Source organism: Anaerococcus porci, assembly GCF_009696575.1.
In the GTDB taxonomy this organism is placed as follows: Bacteria; Bacillota; Clostridia; order Tissierellales; family Peptoniphilaceae; genus Anaerococcus; species Anaerococcus porci.
This window is the reverse complement of sequence record NZ_VULQ01000016.1, coordinates 1-25,282: the sequence shown is the minus strand read 5'-3', so window position 1 is coordinate 25,282 and position 25,282 is coordinate 1. Positions and strand designations below refer to the sequence as shown.

The 25,282-nt window shown below is 25.3% G+C and carries 22 protein-coding genes and 1 pseudogene; 21 read left to right on the top strand and 2 right to left on the bottom strand.

The annotated features are described in order from the left end of the window. Positions 1-81: 81 nt before the first annotated feature. The 21 genes from FYJ26_RS09725 to FYJ26_RS09625 all read left to right on the top strand — a co-directional run bounded on the left by FYJ26_RS09725 (position 82) and on the right by FYJ26_RS09625 (position 22,873). Positions 82-738 carry a DNA-binding protein gene (locus tag FYJ26_RS09725; RefSeq protein WP_154541927.1) on the top strand — a complete coding sequence of 219 codons (657 nt, stop codon included), beginning with the start codon at positions 82-84 and terminating at the stop codon, positions 736-738. 231 nt (positions 739-969) lie between these two features. Further along, positions 970-1,119: a hypothetical protein gene (locus FYJ26_RS09720; RefSeq protein WP_154541925.1), complete on the top strand. Its 150-nt coding sequence runs from the start codon at positions 970-972 to the stop codon at positions 1,117-1,119. A gap of 99 nt (positions 1,120-1,218) precedes the next feature. Next, positions 1,219-2,316, top strand: a complete 1,098-nt coding sequence (locus FYJ26_RS09715; RefSeq protein WP_154541923.1) for a radical SAM/SPASM domain-containing protein — start codon at positions 1,219-1,221, stop codon at positions 2,314-2,316. Beyond that, a complete protein-coding gene (locus FYJ26_RS09710) occupies positions 2,313-2,594 on the top strand; it encodes a hypothetical protein (protein ID WP_154541921.1) in 282 nt (93 codons plus the stop codon). Before FYJ26_RS09715 ends, FYJ26_RS09710 begins: the two co-directional genes overlap by 4 nt. A gap of 5 nt (positions 2,595-2,599) precedes the next feature. Then, complete coding sequence (locus tag FYJ26_RS09705) at positions 2,600-4,060, top strand: B12-binding domain-containing radical SAM protein (RefSeq protein WP_154541919.1); 1,461 nt, start codon at positions 2,600-2,602, stop codon at positions 4,058-4,060. Continuing rightward, positions 4,053-5,228, top strand: coding sequence for an MFS transporter (locus FYJ26_RS09700; RefSeq protein WP_154541917.1), 1,176 nt, complete (start codon positions 4,053-4,055; stop codon positions 5,226-5,228). The genes FYJ26_RS09705 and FYJ26_RS09700 overlap by 8 nt, the downstream gene beginning before the upstream one ends. Further along, the gene (locus FYJ26_RS09695; RefSeq protein WP_154541915.1) at positions 5,228-7,330 is read left to right on the top strand and encodes a carbamoyltransferase C-terminal domain-containing protein; all 2,103 of its coding nucleotides are present in this window, start codon (positions 5,228-5,230) and stop codon (positions 7,328-7,330) included. The genes FYJ26_RS09700 and FYJ26_RS09695 overlap by 1 nt, the downstream gene beginning before the upstream one ends. Beyond that, a complete protein-coding gene (locus FYJ26_RS09690; RefSeq protein WP_154541913.1) occupies positions 7,321-8,529 on the top strand; it encodes a metallopeptidase TldD-related protein in 1,209 nt (402 codons plus the stop codon). The genes FYJ26_RS09695 and FYJ26_RS09690 overlap by 10 nt, the downstream gene beginning before the upstream one ends. A 1,169-nt stretch (positions 8,530-9,698) precedes the next feature. After that, entirely contained in the window at positions 9,699-10,448 is a 750-nt protein-coding gene (locus FYJ26_RS11165) for a sensor histidine kinase (RefSeq protein WP_229771248.1), read from the top strand. Next, on the top strand, positions 10,420-11,025 hold the full coding sequence (locus FYJ26_RS09680) for a response regulator transcription factor (protein WP_154541909.1): 606 nt from the start codon (positions 10,420-10,422) through the stop codon (positions 11,023-11,025). The genes FYJ26_RS11165 and FYJ26_RS09680 overlap by 29 nt, the downstream gene beginning before the upstream one ends. Positions 11,026-11,305: 280 nt before the next feature. Continuing rightward, positions 11,306-13,492, top strand: a complete 2,187-nt coding sequence (locus tag FYJ26_RS09675) for a radical SAM peptide maturase, CXXX-repeat target family (protein ID WP_154541907.1) — start codon at positions 11,306-11,308, stop codon at positions 13,490-13,492. Between the two features lies 1 nt (position 13,493). Then, positions 13,494-13,760, top strand: a complete 267-nt coding sequence (locus tag FYJ26_RS09670; protein ID WP_094210296.1) for a CXXX repeat peptide modification system protein — start codon at positions 13,494-13,496, stop codon at positions 13,758-13,760. After that, positions 13,753-15,390, top strand: coding sequence for an ABC transporter transmembrane domain-containing protein (locus tag FYJ26_RS09665; protein WP_154541905.1), 1,638 nt, complete (start codon positions 13,753-13,755; stop codon positions 15,388-15,390). The genes FYJ26_RS09670 and FYJ26_RS09665 overlap by 8 nt, the downstream gene beginning before the upstream one ends. 99 nt (positions 15,391-15,489) lie before the next feature. Next, on the top strand, positions 15,490-16,059 hold the full coding sequence (locus FYJ26_RS09660) for a hypothetical protein (RefSeq protein ID WP_154274054.1): 570 nt from the start codon (positions 15,490-15,492) through the stop codon (positions 16,057-16,059). Further along, positions 16,053-16,316: a hypothetical protein gene (locus FYJ26_RS11160; RefSeq protein WP_154274055.1), complete on the top strand. Its 264-nt coding sequence runs from the start codon at positions 16,053-16,055 to the stop codon at positions 16,314-16,316. The genes FYJ26_RS09660 and FYJ26_RS11160 overlap by 7 nt, the downstream gene beginning before the upstream one ends. Before the next feature lie 12 nt (positions 16,317-16,328). Beyond that, positions 16,329-16,757: a hypothetical protein gene (locus FYJ26_RS09650; protein ID WP_320595386.1), complete on the top strand. Its 429-nt coding sequence runs from the start codon at positions 16,329-16,331 to the stop codon at positions 16,755-16,757. 122 nt (positions 16,758-16,879) lie between these two features. Then, on the top strand, positions 16,880-17,032 hold the full coding sequence (locus FYJ26_RS09645) for a hypothetical protein (protein WP_012797106.1): 153 nt from the start codon (positions 16,880-16,882) through the stop codon (positions 17,030-17,032). Between the two features lie 90 nt (positions 17,033-17,122). Beyond that, on the top strand, positions 17,123-18,466 hold the full coding sequence (gene papB, locus FYJ26_RS09640; protein WP_012797107.1) for a PapB family radical SAM/SPASM ranthipeptide maturase: 1,344 nt from the start codon (positions 17,123-17,125) through the stop codon (positions 18,464-18,466). Between the two features lie 9 nt (positions 18,467-18,475). Next, positions 18,476-19,150, top strand: coding sequence for an ABC transporter ATP-binding protein (locus tag FYJ26_RS09635; RefSeq protein ID WP_012797108.1), 675 nt, complete (start codon positions 18,476-18,478; stop codon positions 19,148-19,150). Between the two features lies 1 nt (position 19,151). Continuing rightward, the gene (locus FYJ26_RS09630) at positions 19,152-21,242 is read left to right on the top strand and encodes an FtsX-like permease family protein (RefSeq protein ID WP_154541903.1); all 2,091 of its coding nucleotides are present in this window, start codon (positions 19,152-19,154) and stop codon (positions 21,240-21,242) included. Positions 21,243-21,250: 8 nt separating this feature from the next. After that, positions 21,251-22,873 (top strand): ABC transporter ATP-binding protein, encoded by a 1,623-nt coding sequence (locus FYJ26_RS09625; RefSeq protein WP_326831258.1) that lies wholly within the window; start codon positions 21,251-21,253, stop codon positions 22,871-22,873. Positions 22,874-23,331: 458 nt separating this feature from the next. Here FYJ26_RS09625 and FYJ26_RS09620 read toward each other — a convergent pair. Both FYJ26_RS09620 and FYJ26_RS09615 read right to left on the bottom strand, forming a co-directional pair. Continuing rightward, positions 23,332-24,662 (bottom strand): annotated as a pseudogene (locus tag FYJ26_RS09620) (relaxase/mobilization nuclease domain-containing protein). Position 24,663: 1 nt separating this feature from the next. After that, positions 24,664-25,020, bottom strand: coding sequence for a plasmid mobilization protein (locus tag FYJ26_RS09615; RefSeq protein ID WP_154541899.1), 357 nt, complete (start codon positions 25,018-25,020; stop codon positions 24,664-24,666). Positions 25,021-25,282 lie beyond the last annotated feature (262 nt).

Sequence of the window (25,282 nt, the reverse complement as noted above, 5' to 3'; positions counted from 1 at the left end):
AAAAGAAAAAACTTATCAGTCAGCAGAAAAAGGAAGCACGAAAAAAGAGAGATAGACGGCTTTATGAAAAAGGAGGAAATTATGGAATACAAAGATATTAGAGAAAACTTAGAAGAAATGATGAATGATAATTACAAGGATTTTATAAAAGCACTTGTGAGCATAGAAAAAGGTGTTAATGATGAAAAGGCACTTGAAGAAGTCTATATTTTATATATGAACAATGACACAACAGGTCTACTAAGTGATGACTTTGACTATATGATAGATGATATGAAAGAACAAGGTAAGATTTTTGAAAATATCAGTGATATTGAAGAGAAAGACGACCTTATAAATCTTGTGGGTAATATAGTTGGCAAAGTAGAAAATCTTGAAAGAGAAAATGCAAATGGAGAAAAATTCAAGATAAGCAATTTCTCAATTGTTTCTAAAGATGACGATGGTAATAAAATTTATACCAATTGTTCAGCCTATGAAGATAAGACAAAAGATTTAGAGAAACTAAAACAAGGAGATTTTGTTAAAATCTTCGGACAAGTAAAAACAAGTATTTATAACAACGGAAAAGAACATCAGAATGTGCGTATTTTATCTACTAAACTTTTAAAATCAAGAGAACAATTAAAGGGACAAAATAAAGAAAAGAAATCTATACTAGGACAAATAAATGATTTAAAAAGTAAAGAAAAGAAAAAGATAAAAAGGACAGAACATTTTAAAGAAGATGAGAGATAGAAGTTAAACTAAAACTTACTAGATTTAATCTTTGGTAAAGATCAAGAAAATTGAGTGTGTAGTTTTGTGTAGAATAAATTATTCACAAAAGTTAGCTGAAAATTATTTTTGAATATCATATTATAATTATAAGATTCTATGATAGAAATCTTTAATATATGTTCAATGTATGAATATATAGCATCTAATTTTGTATACAAATAGAAAAATATATTTAAGGAGGATTTGATTATGAGTAAAAAAAATCATGAGGGTAAAAAAATTAATAAGTCGGAGGATAAAAAGAAAAACACAAAAGAGCTGGAATGTAAAAAAATTGTTCCTGAAGTGGAATCAATTCCGGTCACATCTCTTCAATGGAACAGAACAAGTCCATTTTAAAAGAATTAGTTAATTAAATAACATTTTGAGCAAGATATGTTATATATAAATATTAAAACTTATTCATATCTTGCTCATATTATTATGAAAGGATAATTTATGTTTGAATTTCCAATTCAGGTAGATATTGATATTACTGAAAATTGTAATTTCAACTGTCAATATTGTTCAGCTGCTAATAGAAAAAATATAAAAGATGAATTAACAATAAACCAATTTAAACAGATTATAGATGAATTATATAATATGGGGACATATTCATTTAATTTTGCAGGTGGTGAACCACTGTTAAAAGAAGGAATATACGATTTGATAGAATATACTCTAAAGAAACCATTTATAGATTTGACTTTAGTAACCAATGGATCTTTATTAGATTCGAGATTATTCCGCATAGCAATGAATACGTCATTTCATCTAGTAATAAGTATTGATAGTTTTATTAATAGCGTAAATGATATATATAGAGAGAGCACTGATAAAGTGATTAAAAACATAAAAATACTAAAAAATAATGAAATACCATTTTCGATAGCACAAGTATTAACGAAAAAGAATATTGATTTTTTTGAAAAAAATGTTAATATTTTGAAAAATAACGGAATAGAAGATGTGCTTATAATAAAATATGTTTCTTTGTTACATAAAGATCATACAGACGACAATGAAATTCCATATGAACAATGGAAAAATTTCATTGAAAAAATAACAGCGTTAAAGTTAGAAGGTAAAATAAGAAACTATAAATTATCTGTCTCTTGTCCATGGGAGATATATCTTCCAATGCTAAATTTAGGTTACAGCTTATCAGATGTTAGCGAAATATGGGGATATTCTTCTCCTCTTATGTTTTATCCATATAGCAATTCATATAATACAGGCTGTCATGCAGGTATTACATCTTGTAATATTATATCGAATGGAGATGTATATCCATGTGTTATTTCTGGAGAAAATAAGAAACTTTTGTGTGGTAATATTATTAAAGATGATTTTAAATCAATTTGGAAAAATTCAAAAGTTTTAAATAAATTGAGAAATATAAAAATGAAAGATATAAGCGAGGTATGTGAAAAATGTAAATATGTAACATTATGTGGTGGTGGTTGCAGGATAAGATCTTTTTATAAAGATGAATATTCTTTAACTTCTAGAGACTTTTCATGTCCATATTTTATGGAGGGAATAGTGAAATGAAAATTTTTGAAATAGATGATATGCAATATCGAATAGATACTACTGATAGCGGAGCAATAATTTTCTTAAATAGAAAACTAGTTAGTATTAATAAGCCGGTATACGAATTTATTATTAATTACATATATTATGGTCTAGCTAAGGCAGAAGAATTGTTAAAAATAAATTATTCACTAAAAGAAAAAGATAAAAAAGAATTTATAGAAAACATGATTAAGCTATTTACTAAAGAAAATATATTTAGTGGATTAGTAAGAGAATATAATGAATGTAGGTGATCTTGTTGAATATCTTAGTAATTACTCCGTTTAGAAAGGGAAAGTTAATAGAGAGTGTTGTGTCTAATATAATGAATTATGAAGTTGTCAACACTGCACCTTTGCAATTATGCACATATTTAAAATCTCAAGGACATGATGTCGAATATATATCTATGCAGAATATTTTTAGATCATATAAAGATGAAGATTATGAAAGACTGAAATTAATCATTCATAGTTGTAAATTCGATGTTCTAGTTTTCCATACTGATTATTATATGAATAATACTAATACTGCAACAATATTTTCTATTAAATTGATTAGTGATATTGTAAAGAAAATGGATAAAAATAAAAGAATTATTTATTGTGGAAAGTTAACAGAAATGTTAGAAGATGAGTTGTTACAATTACTACCAAATATCGATATTGCTATAAGAGGAGAATCAGAGTTAGTAATAAATTCTTTTATAGAAGAAAAAAATATTAATTTTGATAACTATAAAAAATTTAATGGATGTCTATTAAATATAGATAAAAAGATTGTTAATAGGAGAGGGGCTAATTATATAGATGATTATAATAAATTGCCAGCTATTGATTTTAGTTTTTTAGATAAAACTATATATTTAATTGAGAAGTATATAATGAAAGTTACTAAATTACCAATTTCAATAAGAACATCATATGGTTGCCCGTATGCTTGTAATTTTTGTAAAAACACCAAGGATTGGAACAAATATAGAGTTAAATCTAGTCTTATTATAAGAAAAGAAATAGAAAATTTGAAAAGGTCGTGTAATGGAAAATTAGAACTTGTATTTTTATCCGATGAATTGTTTACTCTTAATAAGAAACATGTAATAGAAGTATGTAAGGTTTTGGAAGACAATGAAATAATTCTAAATGGTTTGTTTTCTCATTTAAATAATTTGAATGAAGAAATGATAAAATATATTTCAAGAATAAGTAGAAGTATACTTATAGGACTTGAGTCATGTAATAATACAGCAATAAAATATGCAGATAAAAATATTAATATAAACAATATATTTAAATTGGCAAAACTAGTAAAAGAAAATAAAATGGCTATTGGATTAGAATGGATAATTGGATTACCTGGTATAACGATAGAAGATGAATTAAGAGATTTAAATGCTATGTATATATTTATAGCTAATAATATTGTTGATTTCATAGAACCATATATTTTAGTCCCCCATCCAAATACTGAGTTTTGCAAAAACAATTTAAAGTATAATATTGAAATTACTAATTGTTATGAGGAAATGTTAGAAGAGGGAGGAATTCCCCAAATATCATATAATGAATTAAATAGAAAACAAATATATGTATTGTATTTAATCAGTAATATTGTTATAAGTGAGGCTTATAAAGCACAAGGGCATATAAAAGATAAAATGATTCAAGGGGATATGAATATTAAAGAGTTTAAGAAAATAATGGAGTTATTCAATGAGTAGAACAAAAATCGAATTATCAACATATGTAGTTATCAATGCTTTGCAAAAAATTGCAGATTTGTTAGCTAATTCAGTAATAACCATATTCTTGCTTTCTAAAAACATATCATATGTTAAAATTGGTATCCTTTGGAGTGTATATTTGAGTAGCTTAATGATATTTGATTTGTCAAGTGGGGCAATAGCAGATTTAATAGGTAGAAGAAAAACTTATGTTGTAGGCGTTATTTTAAGTATTTTATCCTATATTTTGTTAATTCTTGGATATTCATTCAACATATTAGTTATTTCATATGTGACAAAAGGGCTTGGTGCTGCACTTATGAGTGGATGTTTACCAGCTTGGTTAGGTTCTAAGTATGAAAGTTCAATTTTTAAAAATTATACAGGAAAGACTAAATTGATAGAAGTAATACTTACTCTACCTATTATAACTTTCATAATAATGTTGAATATAAATGAATCTTTTTTTGTATTGTATATTGTAATATTTATTCAAATTATTATTGCACTCTTATCTACTATATTTATGAGAGACAATAAAGGAGAAGTGGATTCTATATTTAAATTAACTGTAAGTGGAGTGAAGGATGTTTTTTCCAACTACAATTTAATTATAAGTTTGATGATGTCAATTTTTTCTTTTGTGGCATTTTCTGCTTTTAATCTAATTTGGCAACCTTATGGTTCAGAATTAGGAATAGCTATTAAATATTTTCCAATATTAAATGGTATATATATTAGTATATCTTCTATTATTAGCTATTTGACAAGTAAATTAAATTTAAAAAGCATTATCCTAAATAATTTGTCGATGATATTATATTTATTAAGCTTTTCTATGATGATTTTATTGTCAAATCACAAATCTTTTATTGCTCTTATGTTATTTATGTGTTTATTTGCGTTTGCTTCTGGAATTTCATTTATATCAATTTCTTGTGGAATAAATGAAAATTCTACCAATAGAAATAAAGCTACTGTATTTTCGGTTGTATCTTCAGTTTCATCTCTATCTGCAGTTGTATTCCAACCTTTAGTAGCTTATTGGATGGGAAAAAATGTAAAGATGTTTTTTATGAAAATTTCATTATTATTGCTGATATTATTTATTGTATGTAACTTTTATTTTAGAATATTTAATACCAAGAAAGGAGAACACGTATAATGGACTGCTATGTAATGGGTATTAATATGTCAAATCATGACAGATCTGTAGCGATATGTAAAAATGGCGAAATCTTGACTGCTATAGCAGAGGAACGATTAGATAGGAGAAAACACTCCGATGGTTTTTATGCTAGAAATCCAAAAGATATAGTTTTACCACCATTAAAAGCCATCAATTATTGCTTATCCAGTATAAATATTTCTATTGATGATTTAGATAGCATTGTAGTAGGAAAATCCATAAACAATTGTATTGAAACAGCTATTAATTATATACCTATTAAAAATAAGAATAAAATTGTGGAATTATCAAATCCTTATCATCATTTGACTCATGCCGCAAGTGCTGTTTATAGTTCAGGCATGGATAATGGTTATGCTATTGTAATTGATGAGCAGGGAGATTGGATTAGTCAGTATAAATTCGAGAGCATAAGCTTATATAAAATTAAAGATAATAAAATAACAGAAATAGATAAGCAATTTGGGGATTATGATAATATTAGTCTCGGAATGTTCTATGATATTATAAGTTATTGTTTAGGCTTTTCTGATTCAGGTATACCTGCTGCAGGCAAAACTATGGGTTTATCTGCATATGGAAATGATATAAGGTATAATAAGAGATTCTTTAAAATCGAAAAAGGAGATATTAGATTTCTATTTGATAATTTTATTGAATTTCTCTATGAATATAAATTAATCAATAAAAGAATTAAGAGAACTGATTTACCTAAGAAAGTAGAAAAAACAACAATAATTACTGAAATTGCTAAATATATAAGACCAATAAATTGGCAAATGGATAGAGCAAAAAAAGTAGCTTCTATAGCTCAATCAGAGTTAGAAAAGAGTGTCCTTGAATATTTGAAATTTCATTTAAAAAATATATCAAATGAAATAGATTTATGTTCTTCTGGAGGAGTTTTTTTAAACACTAACTTAAATACAGCAATTTTATCTATGGATAATATAAGAAAATATTATCCGTTTCCCGCTTCTACTGATGATGGATGTTCAATAGGTATGGCATATTTAGGATCATTATCTAAAAATATAAAAGCTATACCATTAAAGTCAATATATTTGGGTAAAAAGCATGATAAAGAAGAAATTTTATCGGTTTTAGATGATAATCAAATCGAATATGAATTTTTTGACAATCCAGAAAAAGAAATAGCAAAATACTTGAACGAAGGAATGATAATAGGAATATATCAGGGGAAATCAGAATTTGGACCTAGAGCTTTAGGAAATAGGAGTATAATTGCAAAGCCAGATTCAATAAAAATTAGAGATAGACTTAATCTTAACATAAAGCATAGAGAACCATTTAGACCATTGGCACCAATTGTTCAATCTGACTGTGTTGAAAAGTATTTTGAAGGTGTTAAAGATTCTCCATATATGCTTTTTGTATCTAAAGTAATAGATAGTAGATTAATTGGAATTACTCATTATGATAATACAGCAAGAATTCAAACAGTCACGCGTTCACAGAATCAATTTATGTATAATTTATTATCAGAATATTCAAAAGTATCAGATCTTAATGTTTGTATAAATACATCATTTAATGTGAATAATGAACCAATTGTAGAAACACCTTTGGATGCAATTAATAATTTTATTTTATCAGATATGGATATTTTATTGATGAATAACTTTATAATCAAACGTAAAAATTTAGATATAAAATACATTATCAACAAGAGAAAAGATATTATGATTAATAATAAAGAAGGGGTGTTTAAGATATTGAAATGGCATACTAAAAATCATGATTATTCGAGTGCCAAAGTTTATTTCGAGCTTTTAAAAGATACATATTTGTTTAATACATTGACAGAAGATGAATATATAGATTTTCTTATAATAGCAATTAACATATATAATCATTACAATAAAAAAATAATGAATGAATATATAGAAAAGCTATTAAAATTGAATTATCCAAAAATAAACTTTTCTGATTTTTATAAATTTAGATATTTTGATGACTATAGACAAGATAAATCACATATCAAACATATTACAAAGAGTATGAAAAAAATTGAACAAGAAGGAATAATAAAGTATTTAGAAGAATTATGCAAGTAATAGTGAAAATAACAAGATATCAAATTACTAAAATGTTTAACACTCCAATAAAATCCTTAAAGAATGAATTTAAATTAAAATATTTATTTAACGGATTAAGTTATACTGAACAAGATAGGAATTACTATGAAAAGGGGTTTGACTATAAAAATAAACAATTTTATGAAAATATGTTGAATAATAAATTTGATTTTATTAAAATTGATCATAATATGTTAAATTTATCTAATTTTAAATTTTATATACAAGTGATTGAACAATTTTGTAAAAAATATAATATTGAATATTATTTAAAGTGGGAAATAGTAAATAAGAAATTAACTAATTCCCAAAAGTCAATTTCGATTCTAGATGGTCATATTGATTTAGCATTACATATTTTAAATAATTCAGTTAATGAAGTAATATATTTTTATGTTGATAATTTCAATCAATTAATTGAAAAAATGTTTAATTTTAGAGGGAAATTACAGTTTATATCTGAATTTTCCCCGGTTAAGAATATGAATTTAAAAGGGGAGAATGTATTACTTTCAGAGCTGGCAAGTGGAATTTTTATACATGAAGTAGTTGGTCATTTATCAGAATCTGATCTATTAGTTGGTAAACAAAATTTAATAAATGATTTAATTAATAAAAAGATAAATAATGAGCTAACAGTAATAGATGATGGCAGTATAATGAGTTCTGGCTGGACTCCTGTTGATGATGAATTAACTAATTCTGAAAAAACAACATTGATAAAGTCTGGAAAATGGCATAAATTTCTTCATTCTAATTATACATCTGAGATATTTAACACACATAGTACTGGAAATTGTAGGATTTCATATCCGGAATTTAAACCTCAAGTAAGGATGACTAATTTGGTAATTGACAAAGGTAGTACAGACTTAGACTTATTATTAAAAAAGAATGATAAATTTATTTTTATAGATAGCTTTTCAACTTGCTATGGTTTTAGAAAGATTCATATTGTTCCTAACCGATCTTATTATTATCAAAATGGTAATTTAGAACCAGTAAGAATAAATGAATTAATTATCGATGCCTATGATATTTTAGGAAAAATTATATATGTAGGAAATAAAGATGATATTATTCAAAGTACATTAACTGGTTGTAAAAAATTCTCAAAGAGTATACTTCCTGTTAGTATCAGATCTCCTAAGTTATTCTTTGAGAGCTTTATATCTTGATATTTATAGATTTTTTATTTCATATTTATGAATTTGTAAAACATAGTTTTATAGAATTTAGCGTGCCTATTTTTTAGTAATGTCCGAAAGTTTGTGTAAATTAATAAGCTGCAATATTTAAATTATTTATTTTAACATAAGTATTATCAAAACTATCATAATTTATAATAATATAAATAATTAGATGATCTAAAGTTCGACATTAATATGAAATTAAGATAAAAATATCCAAAGAAATAAAATATTAAAACTACTAATTTATGATAAGATTTAGTTTATAATAGTATTAGGTAAGCTTAAACAAATACAAATGTTAACTCCAAATATGGATAGTTAATACTTTTTATTTATTAATTCATAAAGGAAGAAAAATGAAAAAAGAAAATTTAATCTTGATTATTCATATATTATTACAAGTTATTTTATTTATACCAATAATTCCTTTTTTAAAATATTACCAAGAATTGGAAATGGGAGTCTTTATAGCAATTTCTCTAAGCATAATAAACTTTATTGCGTATGTGATTACTATATTAAATGATGAGAAAGAATTCGTTCTGAATTATAGTTTACTTACCATACTATTTATTATTTTTATTTTTATAGAAGATTTAATGTTGAGAGATTTTTTGATAGGCAAATATATCGAATTAATGATTTACAATTTACTTTTATTGGGAAATCTAGAGCTTATATATTCAATAAAAAAGTTAAATATAATAAGAACTTTAATAACTATTATTATTGCTATTTCAGCAATAATAATGAATTATAATTATATGCTTTCTAGTTTATTATTTAAGAGTGTTTTTATTATTTTGCTAATAAGTCCTTGTATTTTGTGGATAATAAATAAAAATATAAGAAAGCATTATAGTAATTCTACTATATTTCTGCAAATAGGTTTTTTTATTTCTTACATTATTTATATGTATTTTACTAATACAGAGATTATTTCGATTAGTGAATATCTATTATTATCATTGGTATTCACTGAATTAATATTGTTGTATAAGATTATATGTACAAATATAAAAAACAGAATCTTGTTATTTACTAATGCAATGAGGAAGCTTTTACCTGGATATACTATTTTATTTATAATATTATTTTTAGTTGGTATGCCTTTAAGGGTGATTGTTATAATATCTTTGTACTTTTTTATTTTTTTGACAGAATTTAGAAGTTACAGAAAATATAGAAATTATAAACTCATTACATTTGATGAAGTTTTGGAGGGTTATTATTATGAAAAGTACAAGGATACTGAACTTGAAAAGCTTAATATCCTGAAAATACAAACATTTTTACACGATGATATACTTCAAATTATTATAGCAATACGTAGATGGATTGAAGATAATTTAACTGGCTCAGGAAAAGATTATATCTTACAAAATCTAGAAAAATTAAATGATTTAATTCGCCATGAAATAGATTCGTTCAATCCTAAACTTAAAGATTACAAATCATTATATGAAGCATATAATAGGCTCATATCAGATTTGGAAGATATGTATTTAAATAAACAGATGCTTATTGAATTTGAATGCGATCAAAATCTTAACTTGCCAACTCCTTATGATGAGTTAGTATATAAATGTATCAACGAATTATTAATAAATGCGTTCAAGCATTCTAAAGGTTATAACACACATATAATTCTAAAAGTTGAAAATAGTACGATATATTTAATAATTACAAACATCGGAGATTATATAAATGATGAAAACAAAATTAAAGATGGAAATATTGGATTAAATGTTTTACGATTAAATTTGAAGCAATATAGGGGAATATTTACTTTTAATATATTTAACGACGATGAGAATTCAGAGGAATCTTATGTACAATTTAAAATAGATATACCTATGGATAGGAGTGTAATAAATGAAAATCTTATTAATAGAAGATCATAAAATGGTAGCTACTTCTCTGAAAATGAGCTTGGAAAAAGAAAATGCGATTTCTGTAGATATAATAAATAATTTTAGTTCATCTGAGATAGATGGAATAATTCTCAACTATGATTTATTACTTATAGACATAAATTTAACTGGTATAGAGGGAACCATAAACGGTCTAGATTTAGCTGAAGAACTAATAGAGAAGTATAAAAATATAAAAATTGTTATTTTAACAGCATATAAATTAGACTTTTATATTAAAAGAGCTAAAAAAATAGGTTGCAAAGGCTTTATTTCTAAAGAAGAAGAAACTAATAGATTAATACAGCACATAAAAAATATTGTATTAGAAGATAAAACAATATTTCCAGAAGAAAATCATATGTTAGAACCTCTCACAAAATGTGAATTAAATATAGTGCGATTGTATTCAAATGGCATGTCCAGGAAACAATTGGCAAAAGAATTGAATACAAATGTTAGGAGCTTAGCTGTATCATTATCTAGAATTTATCAAAAACTTGGTGTAAAAAATTATCAAGAAATGATAGATAAAGTCAGAGAACTAGGCTATGTAGACTCATTTTAATAATCGGCATTAGGATTTTAATTCTAGTGCTTTTTTATTCACAAAAGTTAGCTGAAACTTAAATTAAAATAATATAAGATTAAATAGAGAAAAAATAACAAATAGAGAGGGGATAAAACAATGAATTATTCAAGTAAAGTAAAAAAAAATACTAAAGGTAGCAGTGCAAGTCCACTTATGGCATGTGTTTTGGTATGTGTAAATTCATGTAGATATAGTTGTACTGCAAAAAATGCAGCAGAGCATCCGCGATTTGGACGTAAGAGCTTAAGTAATAAAAATGACAAGCAGTAATATTTATAAACTCGGGAAAGAATTTAATATTTGGAAAGACGGTATTGCTCAAACATTAACATTTATTGTAACAGAGGATTGTAATTTAAGATGTAGTTATTGTTATATTACACATAAATCTTCAAATAAGAAAATGTCATTTGATGTAGCTAAGAAATTTATTGATTATGTACTTTCAGAAGAAATGATAAGACCCAAAGGAGTTATATTAGATTTTATAGGTGGAGAGCCACTACTTGAAATAAAACTAATTGATCAAATATGCGACTATTTTAAATTAAAAACATATCTATTAAATGATGAATGGTATTGGGATTATAGGATTAATATAACGACAAATGGGATTAATTATGCCAGTAAAGAGGTACAAGATTTTATAAAGAAAAATCAAGGAAAACTTGAAATAGCAATTACATTAGACGGGACTAAAGAAAAGCATGATATGCACAGAATTTTTCCGAATGGAAAAGGCTCTTATGATGAAATAATAAAAAATATAGAGTTGTACAAAAATCAATTTCAAGCATCTACAAAAGTTACTTTTTCAAGTAAAGATTTAAAATATTTAAAAGATAGCATAATTCATTTATGGGAATTAGGAATATCTGATGTAGCAGCAAATGTAGTATTTGAAGATGTTTGGCAAGATGGAGATGACAAAATTTTTGAAGACCAGTTAATTGAATTGGCAGACTATATCCTAGAAAATAGACTATTTGATAAATATTCTTGTACTTTGTTTGATGAATCTATAGGTTTTCCAAATAATAAAGAAATGTTAGAAACAGCTTCATGTGGTGCTGGAAAGATGATAGCAGTTGGTCCTGATGGATCATTGTATCCATGTATGAGATATAAAGATTACTCACTTAACAATAAAAAAGAAGTTGTAATTGGTGATGTAGAAAATGGTATAGATTTTGATAAAATAAGACCTTATTATCTATTAAATACGAAACTTCAATGTTATGAGGAGTGTCTTAACTGTAGGATTGCAAGTGGATGTACTTCATGTTTTGGTCATAATTATGACACTGCAGATAGTAATACAAATTTCCAAAAAGCTAAATATATTTGTAAAATGCATAAAGCAAGAGTCAGAGCGAATAACTACTATTTTGCTGAGCTATATAATAGGTATGGAATAGAAAAAGAAATTAATAATGAAGGTAAAGATAAACTTTACTTTTTGTTATCTAATTCACCCGTAAGAACTTGTGCTAGTAGTGATAATAGAAGTGGATCTACTATTATGTTTAATGAAACAATAATAGAAGGATTAGAATATGCCAAAAATAATTTTCTAAGACCAGTATTTATACATAGCAATTATGGACTCAATTTAAATTTCAAAGAGATAGACTTAAAAGGGCAAAATATTTTTCACCATTGCTCAATAAGAAATCAAGATAGTATAAGAAAAATAACTAATAACTATATCCTTACAATTGAATATCCTGATGATGAAGAGTTTGTAAGAAATATGAAACTAGAAGAAAATATAATACTAAATATATCATCTAAATGTTTAAGCGATATGGATACTTTTATAACAAAATTATTCAATAAGACTAACAGGATTAATCTAAATATATTAGATTTCGATAAACAATTTAATTATATCCTATATGAGGAACAACTAATGAATATTTCTGATTATATTTATTACGAATATTTGAATAAAGGAATAATTAAAGAACTAAATGTTATAACTGATGAATTGTTTATGAAAGAAAAAGAATTATGTGATAGTGGATTAAATTCTTATACCCTTGCAAGCAACGAAAAGTTTTATGTTTGTCCAGAATTTTATTTTAAGTTTCCTTTGGATCATATAGGAAGCTTAAAAGATGGAATAAAAGAGAAATACAATAGACATTTATACTCAGAAAAATATTCTCCACTTTGCAATAAATGCAGTATTTGTCATTGTAATTCTTGTAGTTTCGAGAATTATATAAATACAAATGAAGTTAATATACCGGCTAAGAATTCATGTGTAAAATCTAGTATTGAATATAGAGTATCTTATGAATTACAGAAAAAACTGACGAAATTAATGGAGTTTGATAGACATATAAAACCAGTAAATTATTTAGATCCATTTATTGATGTTTTAGAAAAAAATTCTGTAAATGGAATTTTAAACAAAAAATACTTGGAGGATAACTAAGTTGAAAGAAGTTGGAATATTAACACAGGAAGAAAGCGAAAATTTAGAAGAGCTTCTTGAAAGGAAAATAGCTTTAGAAAACTTGTTGAAAATTCTATCTGAAAGTCAAGAAATTTATAAAAAAGTAGATAGAGATTATAAAAACATAGTAGAAGAATATGAAAAATGGTGGAGAGATACATCCGATAAATATATTTGGGAAAGTACTGAAAATTCTTTTTGGTCAATTGATTTTAAATCTAGGAAAGTATATTTAGTAGATGAATAGTATGTTTGATTGGCGTGAACACAAAAAAATAATTGATAAATTTATATTACCACAGAAAAAGAAAATTATATATTTAATAATAGTCATACTATTAGGAATAATTACGAGTATGGCGATTCCTTATGTATTTGGGAAAATTATTGATTTGATAGTAATAAAAGATTTGCAATTAGTATTAAAGTTTATTCTCATAAGTCTAATTTTAAATATATTTCAAAGTTTAAGCAGTATTTTGGAGGAATGGATAGGCAATATATTATCTATAGATTGTTCAAATAGTATAAAAGAAGCGATGTTCGCTAAAATATTAGATACGAGATATGAATTTTTAAATTCGTATGGTGAAGGAGAACTTGTAAGCAGAATAGAAAATACAGGTGATAAAATAGTCAGTTTCTATATAGACTTTTTTTCAAGCATTGTAATGATTTTATTTAGTATAATTATATCTGCTTACATTATGATTAGGATATCATTAAAATTATTTATAATTGCGATTATATTACTTCCATTGACTTACGGAATTAACTATATATTCAAAAGTACTATTATTAGTAAACAAAGAGACTATATTATTAAATTGGATGCATATTCAGATTATCTAATAGATACGATTTCAAATTTAACTGGAATAAAACTAAATAATTTAGAAAAAATATTTAAAGGAAATTATGGGAGAAAGCTTAAGGATTTAAAAAATGTATCTATGTCTAATTTGAAGATAAATATGGCTGTAAGGAGTTTACAAGATTTGATAACTATTATTTTAAGTTCTCTAATATTATTCATTTCAGCAAAATTAATAATATTAGGAGATTTAACATTGGGAAATATAGTTGCTTTTAGTAGTTATATGGAAAAGTTACATTCGTCAATTAAAAACATTGGTGATTTAAACTTATCTTTTAATGAAGTTATTGTAGATTTAGAGCGATATAAGAAAATTATGGATCATGACAGTGAAAAGAAAATTGATGGAAAGAAATTGTCAAAAGTAACTAGCCTTAAGTTTAAAAATGTTTCATTCAAATATGATGATGAATATATATTGAAAGATTTTTCATTTGAAATAAATAAACCTGGATTATATGGAATAGTTGGAGAAAACGGATCAGGTAAAACAACAATTTTTAATCTAATAAGTAAACTTTATACTGATTACGAAGGAGAAATTTTGATAAATGGTAATGAGATAAGCGACTATAGAGATGAAGATTTAAGAAATGAAGTTTTGTTTATAGAAAGCAAACCATTTATATTACGTGAAAACCTAAATTCTAATATTACAATATTAGAGAAAAAGAAGGTAAATGAATCACATTTAAAAAAAATAATTCAATTCTTAGAATTAGATAGAATTGAAAAATATAGTACTAAAAATTTGAAAGATACTTTATCAAAAGGAGAAAAACAAAAAATTCATCTGGCTAGGATGATGATTGGCAGACATTCTTTGATTCTACTAGACGAAGTATTATCTGGATTGGATCAAGAAATGAAGAAAAAAGCAATTTCTAAAATAAAAGAAAGAAGTAAGAATAATATTCTAATAATAATTTCACATGAATATGAAATACAAAGGATATGTGATGGATTATTTCTAATGCCTGATAAAAATATTTCAATATAAAAGTATTCACAAAAGTTAGCTGAAATAAATTTCTAACTACTATAAAATTAAATTAGAAATAAGGCAGTAAAAGCGTTAGTAGCATAAAGGAGAGATGTAATGAAAGAAAAATTAAAAAAAATATTTTTCGGGTTAATTTTTGTATTGGCTATTTGTGTACTTATCTTACCAAATAATAATGTATCTGCATCACATGGAGAAAGTCTAAGCTATAATGATATTGAAAAAATAGGAGATGAAGTTAAGAAATATATCATTGTAGATAATGATAGACTATATTTTGATTATCAAAATGCACAAAATAATAACGAAGATCCAGAAGTTATAGAACAAGGCTTATTGTTAGAATCAGTTAGTTCAAATTATGCAGAATTTAATACAGAAGGTTATAGTACTCGCTCAATAGGTTTACCAATATGGGGAAATTATTGTGGACCAGGTTATGGCGGAAAGGATTCAGATGAACCAGTTACTGATGTACTAGATGAAGGTTGTAGAAGACACGATCAATGCTACAAGTGGTCTCCAACTCTTAGAAAGAATTGTAAATGTAATAAAGACTTAGTAGATTATATTGATGCACATAAAAGCGAAATGTCAGGAACAATGGCTAAAGTTGCTTGGGCAATCAGAACATACTTTAATACAGTAGGTCAAGTAGGATGCTAAAAAATATAGAAAAATACACATTTATACTCGGCATAATAATATTTGTTATTTCATATATTCTTCCTGTAGATTTATTAAATAAATTTACAGAATTGAAACCTTTAGGTATAAGCACGATTTTTATATGTCCTATACTTGGGATAATTGGCTTGATATCTTCCATAAAAAGAAAATCTATACTATTTGTTTTTTTGAACTTGCTATTGGTATTATCTTTTCCAATTACTATGTTCATTGGAAATTTAATTTTCAAATAGCTGGTATAAAAAGTGAAGAACAGAAAAATAATTAAAAGCATATATGTAGTAGTTATTGTTTTAGCAATATTTAAACTTTTCAAATTAAATATTAGTAACTATGAGCAATTTTATCAATTATCTAATTATGAAATGGCTTCTAAACAATTAAATAAAATAAATTGGCAAGATATTAAAGGTAAAGACGGAATATATTTATTGACATCTAAAAATTGTCCATATTGCTTACGTTATATAAGTAACGGAGTAGGTTTAGTAAAAGAAAATAGAGAACTTAATCTATCTGAAAATATTGTAGACTTAGATATAAATGAATATTTTAATAATACCAAACTCAATGAAATATTAGATGAGTATGGTGTTGATACTATACCTTGTATAGTGGTCATAAAGAATAATGAGATAAGAATAATAAATTTTGAAGATATTCAAAATTATTAAATATAAGTATTTAAATATGAATAATCATAATTAACAAAATTCACATAGTAGGAAATGGGTAGGGGTGGGAATCAGTTTAGATATTATATGGAGTCAGGATTAGAACAAGTAGGAGGAAGAGAATGTTTGAAAAGATAAATTTAGGTAACAATGAAAAAATGAACTCATCAGAAAGTTGGCAACCTTGCATGTGGTGTGACTATCCAGAAGATACGTGCGCTGATTTAGGGTGTATTTTTTGCGATGGAAACAAAGATGATATCATAGGAAACTAAGTAACTAAATAGAATTATAGTAAATCTAGCAGTATGTAAATAACATATTCTGGCTCCATATTATATTACTATGTATAGAAGGAGGAATGGATGATTACATCAGGTTTTATAAAACTCAAACATAATAACAACAAATACATTTTTGATTATGATAATGTGTCAATAATAAGAATTGATGACAAAGTAGAAAAATTTTTAAATTTAATGCAGAAGTATGAATGGGAAGAATTAGAAAATAAATCATCTATGTATATGACTAAACAGGAATATAGAAAATTAATAGAATCTATGAAATCTATGGGTTTTTTAAGAGAAGCAGAATTTGAAGGTAAACAACACTATGATTCTAGCAATAAAATTTCATCGATAACATTGATGCTTATTCAAGGCTGTAACTTAGCATGCAAGTATTGTTTTGGTGATGAAGGTAGATATAATCACACTGGATTTATGGATTCAGACACGGCTAAACAATCAATAGATTTTTTAATTGAAAATACAAATAGTGATAAACTTAATATTATATTTTTTGGTGGAGAACCGTTATTAAGATTTGATCTGATTAAAGAAATAGTAAATTATTGTAAAATCAAAGAATCAACCAATAAATTAAAATTTTATTTTAGTATGACAACTAATGGTACATTGTTAAATAAAGAAGTAAATGAATTCATCATTGAAAATAAAATTAATACAATGATTAGTATAGATGGAGACTTAAACGATAATAGTGATAGGGTTTATCAAAATGGCAATCAAGCATACAATGACATTATAGAAAATACTTTATACTTAAGAAATAAAGGCTTACTATCGGCTAGAGCTACCATTACTCCTAGAAATTTAGATATGGTTAGAGTTTTTGAGCATTTAAATACCTTGAACTTTAAGAATATACCAATATCTGCCGCTGACAATTCTTTAGGAACACTTGAATATAAGAGGTATATTGATGAAAATATAAATCTTATCAATCAATTTAAAGATTATATTAAAAATGGAGAAATAGATAAAGCTAAGAAAGTAAAAATTCTATTCAGGGCATTAAAGCAAATACATTTTAGCAAAAAACAAAATTACCCTTGTGGTGCTGCTTTTAACTCAGTGGCTATTGATATTGATGGAAATATATATCCATGTCATAGGTTTGTATCGTATGATCATTATAATATAGGTAATGTATATTCAAATTGTATGCAGACTTCTAATTTCATAAAAAAAATCTTTAATGATAATAGCAAGCTTACTGAATGTAGTAGCTGCTTTGCTAAACATTTCTGTAGGTGTGGCTGCCCTTACGAAAATTATGAAAACACAGGTATTTTAAATAGACCTTCCAGTAGACAGTGCTATTTAAATAAAGTTATATTTATGAAATTATTATACTTATATATAGATTTAAGTGATTCTGAGATAAAGGCGTTATTTGAGTAGGTGATTAGTGTGGAAAAAATAATTAAAATAAAAAATCTTTATAAGAGTTATGGTAAAGGTTCAGTAAAAAATGAAGTTCTTAAAGATATAGATTTAAATATTAATGAAGGTGAATTTGTTTCTATAATGGGAAAATCTGGATCTGGAAAGTCTACACTTTTAAATATAATAGCTACTATAGAAAAACCGGATAAAGGTCAGATAGAAATTGATGGAAACAATATAGAGAAACTTAGTTTAAAAAAGGCAAATGACTTTAGAAGAAAATATTTAGGTTTTATTTTCCAGGATTTTAAATTAATTGAATCTATGAATGTTAAAGAAAATATTGCAGTTCCACTATTATTAAAAAACGAAAAGCCCAATACTATAAATCAAAAAATAGACAATATCTTAAAAAAATTAAATATAGAATACTTAAAAGATAAAAATTCTTATGAAATATCTGGTGGAGAAAAACAAAGAGTTGCTTGTGCAAGAGCACTTATTGGTAATCCTAAGATTATACTGGCCGATGAGCCAACGGGGGCTTTAGATTCTAACTCTGCTGAAAATTTGATGAATCTTATTAAAGATATAAATAAAAAATTTAATACTACAGTGCTTCTAGTTACTCATGATAAAAATGTAGCCGAGTATGGAGATAGAATTATAACAATAAAAGATGGAGAAATAGAGGGATAAGATGAGAATAAGAATATCTAATTTAAGTCTAAAAGATAAAGTAGATAAATATAAGACTTATTTCATATCAATTATTGTTTGTGCGACTTTATTTTTTTCATTTCTTTCTATAGCTGATTCTAAAAGTGTGATAATGTCAAATAATTTATATGATTTTTCATATTTTGAAACAATAATAAGGTGGTTAATATATATAGCATCAGCAGGGATATTTTTGATATTAAATTTCGTAAATGGAAATATTTATAAAATTAGAATTAAAAGCATATCAGTATTAAATATTATGGGAGCAAAAAGATCTACCTTGGCTAAAATACTTGCTATGGAGATTCTACCTATTTACTGTATAGGTGTTTTAATTGGAATTTGTGTAGGTCAAATCACTTCTCAATTTATAAATGCTTTTATAGCAAATGCAATTTTAGAAAAATATTCCATAAATTTAGTATTTTATGCTAGTACCATTCTTAGAACTATTATTTATTTTGCTTTGATATTTCTTATAACAAATCTTTTTAATGCTTTTAAGATAATTAAAAAGAAACCAATAGATTTAATAAATGATGGTAAAAATATTAATAAAAAGACTGTATCAAAAACTAAGTTAATAATATCAAGCCTCATCTTCATTATCTGCTTAGTATATATATCATATAATATATACACTTATTTCAATTTAGATAGAGATTTTACAGGTCCAATACCAAATTACGAAAGCAATAAAGTTCAAACTAGTCTTTTAATAGCGTCAATACTACTTATGTATTCATTTTTCTATACTATTATTTATTTTTTAGATAAGAAACGTAAAAATGAAAGCATATATCAAAAAGATAAGCTCCTCGTATCATCTAATATTCAAATGAATATATTTGAAAATGTTAGGTTATTAGTAACTATAGTTATATTCTTGGTGATTTCTATTTTGGCTTTTTCATTACCTCGAATTATGTCAACACTTGGGGAAGAGAATTATCATAACAGGATGAAAAATGATATATATGTTCTCACTGATTTTTATGTCCTGGACAGTCAAAAAGATGTTATAGGGAATGATTATTCTTTTATTGAAGATTTAGTAGAAGAGAAGGGGGCAAATTTAGAAGGAAGCGTAGAACTTAAATATTTTTATCCAAGAAAAGAAGATTTTAAACCATATAGTAAGAAGAATAATAGATATGATGAATCTCGTTTAGCCATATCTTTAAGTCAATACAATGAATTAAGGAAAATGCAGAACTTAGATGAAATAGAACTTAAAGACAATGAATTTGCCTACCAATTAGCAAATACTGTAGACATAGATCAGTATAAAAATAATTTAGCAAAAAATAGAAAATTAACATTGGATACGGTAGAACTAGTAGGTAAAGGTGAAGGACTTGATCATGTTTACAACGACAATCTAGGAACTTATATTTATGGTGGCATAAACCAGGATTTATTGATTTTTCCAGACAAAATAACAGAAAATTTAAATCTTGCAAAAATTAACTTTGTTGGCAATACTGATGGAGGGTTAGATTATAAAAGTGCAAAAGAATTAGAAAATGAAATAGAAAATACTGTTAATAAACAGTTTACAAATTTGGAAGATAAATATAAAGAGGAGTTAGAGAAAGAAAATTCAGAAGGATTTTTACAAGTTATTAGGCTTGATGAAATAGAAAAAGTGGACACTAAATTTATGTCACTATTGACTTTAGTATTGGGAACATATATTGGATTTATATTTACAATCATTGTAATGACAATTCTATTAATACAGTCCCTAATAAATACCAAAAACTCACTAGAAAACTATAAAATGTTAGAAATTCTTGGTTTAGATAAGAATAGGATTTTAAGTATAAATAACAAAATCACACTCTCATTCTCACTGATACCACTTGTTATTTCTATTTTTATAATAGTATCTATACTAATATCTATCTATATTCGATTTAAAAATAGGATTAAGCTTTTTATTGGATTAGATAATTATATTTACTCGCTTTTAATAAGTATTTGCCTTGTACTAGTTTTTATAGTTCTATATATTTTTATTATAATTAGAGAAAATAAGAAGCTAGTAAATCAAAAAATGATATAAGTAAGGAGATGAATATGTTTATAAAATTCAATGATAAACAAATGAATTTGAAAAGTAGAGAAATAGTTGCCTTAATTGTCTCTACATGCATATTCATCTTATCTAGCCTTTTAGCAATCTATGTGCCTAGCATTTTAGGAAAAATTATAGATATCATTACATTAAATAATAAATCTAATAGTGTAAAAGACTTTGTGTTTATATTTGGTATGATTTCATTGCTAATAATAATATTACAATATATATCTTCAAAGATATTAAATAAATTAAATAAGAGTATTAATATTAGGATGTGTACATATGTGTTTAATAAAATAAGAAAAATGAATCTTATATATTGGTTTAAAGAATCTAAAGGTGAAATCATAACAATTATTAGTAATGATATATATGATATTTCTGATTTCATAACAAATTCGATACCTAACTTATTTAGTTTGACAATATCAACTATATTGATTTTTATGTACATTATGAGATCTAGTTTGTTGATAGCATTTATAATTTTTTTATTAAATATTGTATTAGTAGTAGTACAATATATGATGTCTAGAGTCGTTAAAATTAAATCTAGAGAAGTAAGAAATTTAAATGCAGAAGTAAATTCAAAAGTCCAAGCATGTATAAATAATGTAGAAAATTTACTTCTTAAAGATTATTTGAAAAGCTCTAGCGAAAATTATAATAGAAGTAATAAAAAGTTATTCATTGCAAATAACAATTTAATGGATTTAATTTTAAGATCGTCTACTTTAAATCTTTTAGCAAGTTTATGTAGTATTTTTATTATTATAGTGATTGGGGGACACTTAGCAAATACTGGAAATATTTCGACTGGAAGACTAGTAACTTTAATTTTATACTCTCAAAAGATTTTTTCGCCTATAACTAACATAACAAAAATACTTATGAAATTTAATACGATTTTACCAAAGAAAACAAAAATAGATCAATTATTAGATAATCAATATATGATTGAAGATTTTACTAACTTTGACCAATTATTGGAGCATAAATTAAACTTTAAAACAATTATTGCTAATGATTTAGAAACAGGATATTTAGATGATAATATTAAAATAGAGAATTTAAGTATCGATTTTACAAAAAGTAATGTCATTGGAATTATAGGTGATAACGGAGTTGGTAAAACCACTATTATAAAGTTGATAAGAAAGCTTTTGCCTATAAAAAAAGGAAAAATAAAAATAGATAATACTCCACTTGAAGATATCAGTATTGGCGAATTAAGTCGAAATATCCAAATTATGCCTCAGACTGATTCTTTAAATCAATACGATATTAAATATATAAAAACCAAGTTACAGGAATATTATTTAAATTATGATATAGAGATGTTTATGGGTGATATTTCAAAAATTTTTAAATCGTCAGATAAGTATGAATATAATATAAATTCAAAAGGAGAATTGCAAAAATTGTCATTTTTAAATACAATTTTTAAAGATGCAAAACTATATATTTTAGATGAGCCTTCAGCATCCATTGATTTAAAAAGTGAAAAGTATATGTCTAAGATTATTAAAGCATTATCTGAAGATAAAAAATTTATCATTATTACGCATAGACCAGAGTTGCTAAATATATGTGATTATATAATTAACTTGTGAGATAAAAAATATCAGTCATAGAGTGAATTTTTAATTTATATATCACATATATAATATCATAATGGTTAGAAAATATTCTCTTACTAAAGAAACATCTTCAGTACATATTTTAAAATATTCTATTTAATTATCTGTTAAAATATATTTTCAAAAAGTACACAATACTGTTAAATTTTAGTAACTACATAAAACGAGAGATTCTAGTTGAAATTTTACCATAAAATTAATATAAACTCTAAGTAAAATCTAATACAGTGATGGATTTTTTAGAAGTTAATTTGAAAAAAATATAAATCAAATATGATAAAGTGGACACGGAAGAGAAAAGAATTTTAAGGCTTTGAGTAAAAACATGCAGAACTTTCTGTGGTGCGGGCATAACATTGACTAGATATCTTTGGGATTCTTTTAGAGAAATCGAAAATAGTAATAATTTATAAGAGCAAGAAGTGAAGATGTTATCTCTCCACTTCTTTTCCATAATAATTTTCATAGTTTTTCCTATACTGAACTAGGTCAGAAAATTGTTCTTTATTCAAAGAATACTCTTGCATAAGGTTTTTCTTTTTTTCTTGCAATTTATCGAGGTTTGATAGTATTTCTTTTGTATTTGGTAGTTTTTTATAGTTTTTTAAAATTTCTTTAGCGGCTATTTTATAGACGGAAAGTTCACTATAATATTCTTCTTCAAATTGTTTATCTTCAGGATTTTCCTTGTAGTATTTATATATTTCACGATACTTATTTATAGTATTTATATTTTTCATATCCTTTGATAAACTCTTCATTTTAGCTTCAATCTTCTTTATTTTATCTAATAAGTCTTGTCTATCATCAGCAGATTTTTTTATTAGATCATCGAGCTGTGTAATTGAATTAATGCCTTGCTCTCTTAATTTAATTATTGAATCAGCCATTGTTTTGATATTATGTTTTCTTGCCCAAACTTCATAGCCTTTAGAGGATTGTGCTTTTTCATTTGTAGATATATCAATAACATTTCCTACACGCTTTTTAATAGGATTAGCTTTGTTTTTAATAGCTAAATCTATTCTTTCTTTGATTTTTTCTTCAGTATAATCTTCTCCGATAGTCTTAGCTCTTGTAAATCTTTGCTTATCTTTATGACGAAAAGCAATGTGTTTACCAAACTTAATTTCATAATCCAGAGATTTCATATTTTCTAAAAATTCTTCCCACGATTTAGACTTATTAATCATTCTGTCTATATCAAATTGCAGTTTAGATTTCCAGGAATTCCTTTCTTGTTTTGGTCATATTCGTACCAAGATTTACCCGCAGTTTTATATTTTCTTTTGTAAGCTTCATAATATTCATCAATGACTGAAAGCTTATTTTCTTTACATAATTCGTCACTTTGATACCTGATTTTATGGTAAGATTTTTTGTTAGATTGGTAGCATTTACCAGTCTTGTAATTAACATTATTAAAGATTATATGGTTGTGGATATGTCCTCTATCTATATGAGTTGCAAGAACAAATTCATAATCTTCTTTTAAAATTTTCTTACATAATTCCATTCCTATTTCGTGAGCTTTTATAGGATCAACCTCTCCTGGCAGAAAAGATTGAATTAAATGCCTAGCTAGAACTGTACCTTTAGTATCATTATCTTCTCGTGTTTTTATAAATTGAATATGGGCAGTAGATGGATGACATTTGAATGAAGATACTAAGATTTTTTCATCAGTTTTTTCACTCTTAGTTATATAGTCTATTGCCAAGTTTAGAGTTGATTTTATAGGATGTATTTTTGTAATTGCCATACTAATCATCAGAACTTTCTTTTGATTTATTAAGAAGTAGGGAATGGATCTGCCATATTTCTTCAGATAATTTTTCTATCTGTCTATTCATCGATTCAATTTCATTCTTGTAAATAACACCAGTTGTATTAGTAGCTTTTGCAATCTGATTTATATTATTTGTTGCATTTGAAAGCAGCCATTGTAGGTTTCTAAATGGTTCTAAATCTACCACATAAATTTCTTTTTCTAATACACATTTCCTAAGAAAGTGGGACATAGTTTTGCAATTAGCAAGTTTCATTTTCTTTTCAAAAACTTTTTTTTCTTCATCTGTTAAATATATTTTTAGTTGATTATTTCTTTTTCTATTATCCATAGTATATCTCCTTATCATAAATTATTGGGGTCTTAGGGTTCTCCCTAACAAGGTAAAATTGATAAAAAAAGAAGCAGTCCATAAAGGTTCTGCTTCATCAATTTTTCGTAAGTGGGTACTCACTTACTGTGCTTGCTCATATACTAATAGTATAAGAACAGCTTTAAGCATAGTTCTTAAAAATGAACCTAATCATCTATGATAAAATTATAGATATTAGGGATGAAATGGGATTGTTTTATGTGCTTGCTGGGTTTCCAAT

What these genes read in the sequence shown, in the direction of transcription:
- FYJ26_RS09680 (WP_154541909.1), top strand. Translation starts at nt 10,420, where the DNA reads ATGAAAATCTTATTAATAGAAGATCATAAAATGGTAGCTACTTCTCTG.
- FYJ26_RS09725 (WP_154541927.1), top strand. Translation starts at nt 82, where the DNA reads ATGGAATACAAAGATATTAGAGAAAACTTAGAAGAAATGATGAATGAT.
- FYJ26_RS09695 (WP_154541915.1), top strand. Translation starts at nt 5,228, where the DNA reads ATGGACTGCTATGTAATGGGTATTAATATGTCAAATCATGACAGATCT.
- FYJ26_RS09630 (WP_154541903.1), top strand. Translation starts at nt 19,152, where the DNA reads ATGAGAATAAGAATATCTAATTTAAGTCTAAAAGATAAAGTAGATAAA.
- FYJ26_RS09645 (WP_012797106.1), top strand. Translation starts at nt 16,880, where the DNA reads ATGTTTGAAAAGATAAATTTAGGTAACAATGAAAAAATGAACTCATCA.
- FYJ26_RS09710 (WP_154541921.1), top strand. Translation starts at nt 2,313, where the DNA reads ATGAAAATTTTTGAAATAGATGATATGCAATATCGAATAGATACTACT.
- FYJ26_RS09715 (WP_154541923.1), top strand. Translation starts at nt 1,219, where the DNA reads ATGTTTGAATTTCCAATTCAGGTAGATATTGATATTACTGAAAATTGT.
- FYJ26_RS09625 (WP_326831258.1), top strand. Translation starts at nt 21,251, where the DNA reads ATGAATATGTTTATAAAATTCAATGATAAACAAATGAATTTGAAAAGT.
- FYJ26_RS09675 (WP_154541907.1), top strand. Translation starts at nt 11,306, where the DNA reads ATGACAAGCAGTAATATTTATAAACTCGGGAAAGAATTTAATATTTGG.
- papB (WP_012797107.1), top strand. Translation starts at nt 17,123, where the DNA reads ATGATTACATCAGGTTTTATAAAACTCAAACATAATAACAACAAATAC.
- FYJ26_RS11160 (WP_154274055.1), top strand. Translation starts at nt 16,053, where the DNA reads ATGCTAAAAAATATAGAAAAATACACATTTATACTCGGCATAATAATA.
- FYJ26_RS09615 (WP_154541899.1), bottom strand. Translation starts at nt 25,020, where the DNA reads ATGGATAATAGAAAAAGAAATAATCAACTAAAAATATATTTAACAGAT.
- FYJ26_RS09720 (WP_154541925.1), top strand. Translation starts at nt 970, where the DNA reads ATGAGTAAAAAAAATCATGAGGGTAAAAAAATTAATAAGTCGGAGGAT.
- FYJ26_RS09700 (WP_154541917.1), top strand. Translation starts at nt 4,053, where the DNA reads ATGAGTAGAACAAAAATCGAATTATCAACATATGTAGTTATCAATGCT.
- FYJ26_RS09660 (WP_154274054.1), top strand. Translation starts at nt 15,490, where the DNA reads ATGAAAGAAAAATTAAAAAAAATATTTTTCGGGTTAATTTTTGTATTG.
- FYJ26_RS09665 (WP_154541905.1), top strand. Translation starts at nt 13,753, where the DNA reads ATGAATAGTATGTTTGATTGGCGTGAACACAAAAAAATAATTGATAAA.
- FYJ26_RS09690 (WP_154541913.1), top strand. Translation starts at nt 7,321, where the DNA reads ATGCAAGTAATAGTGAAAATAACAAGATATCAAATTACTAAAATGTTT.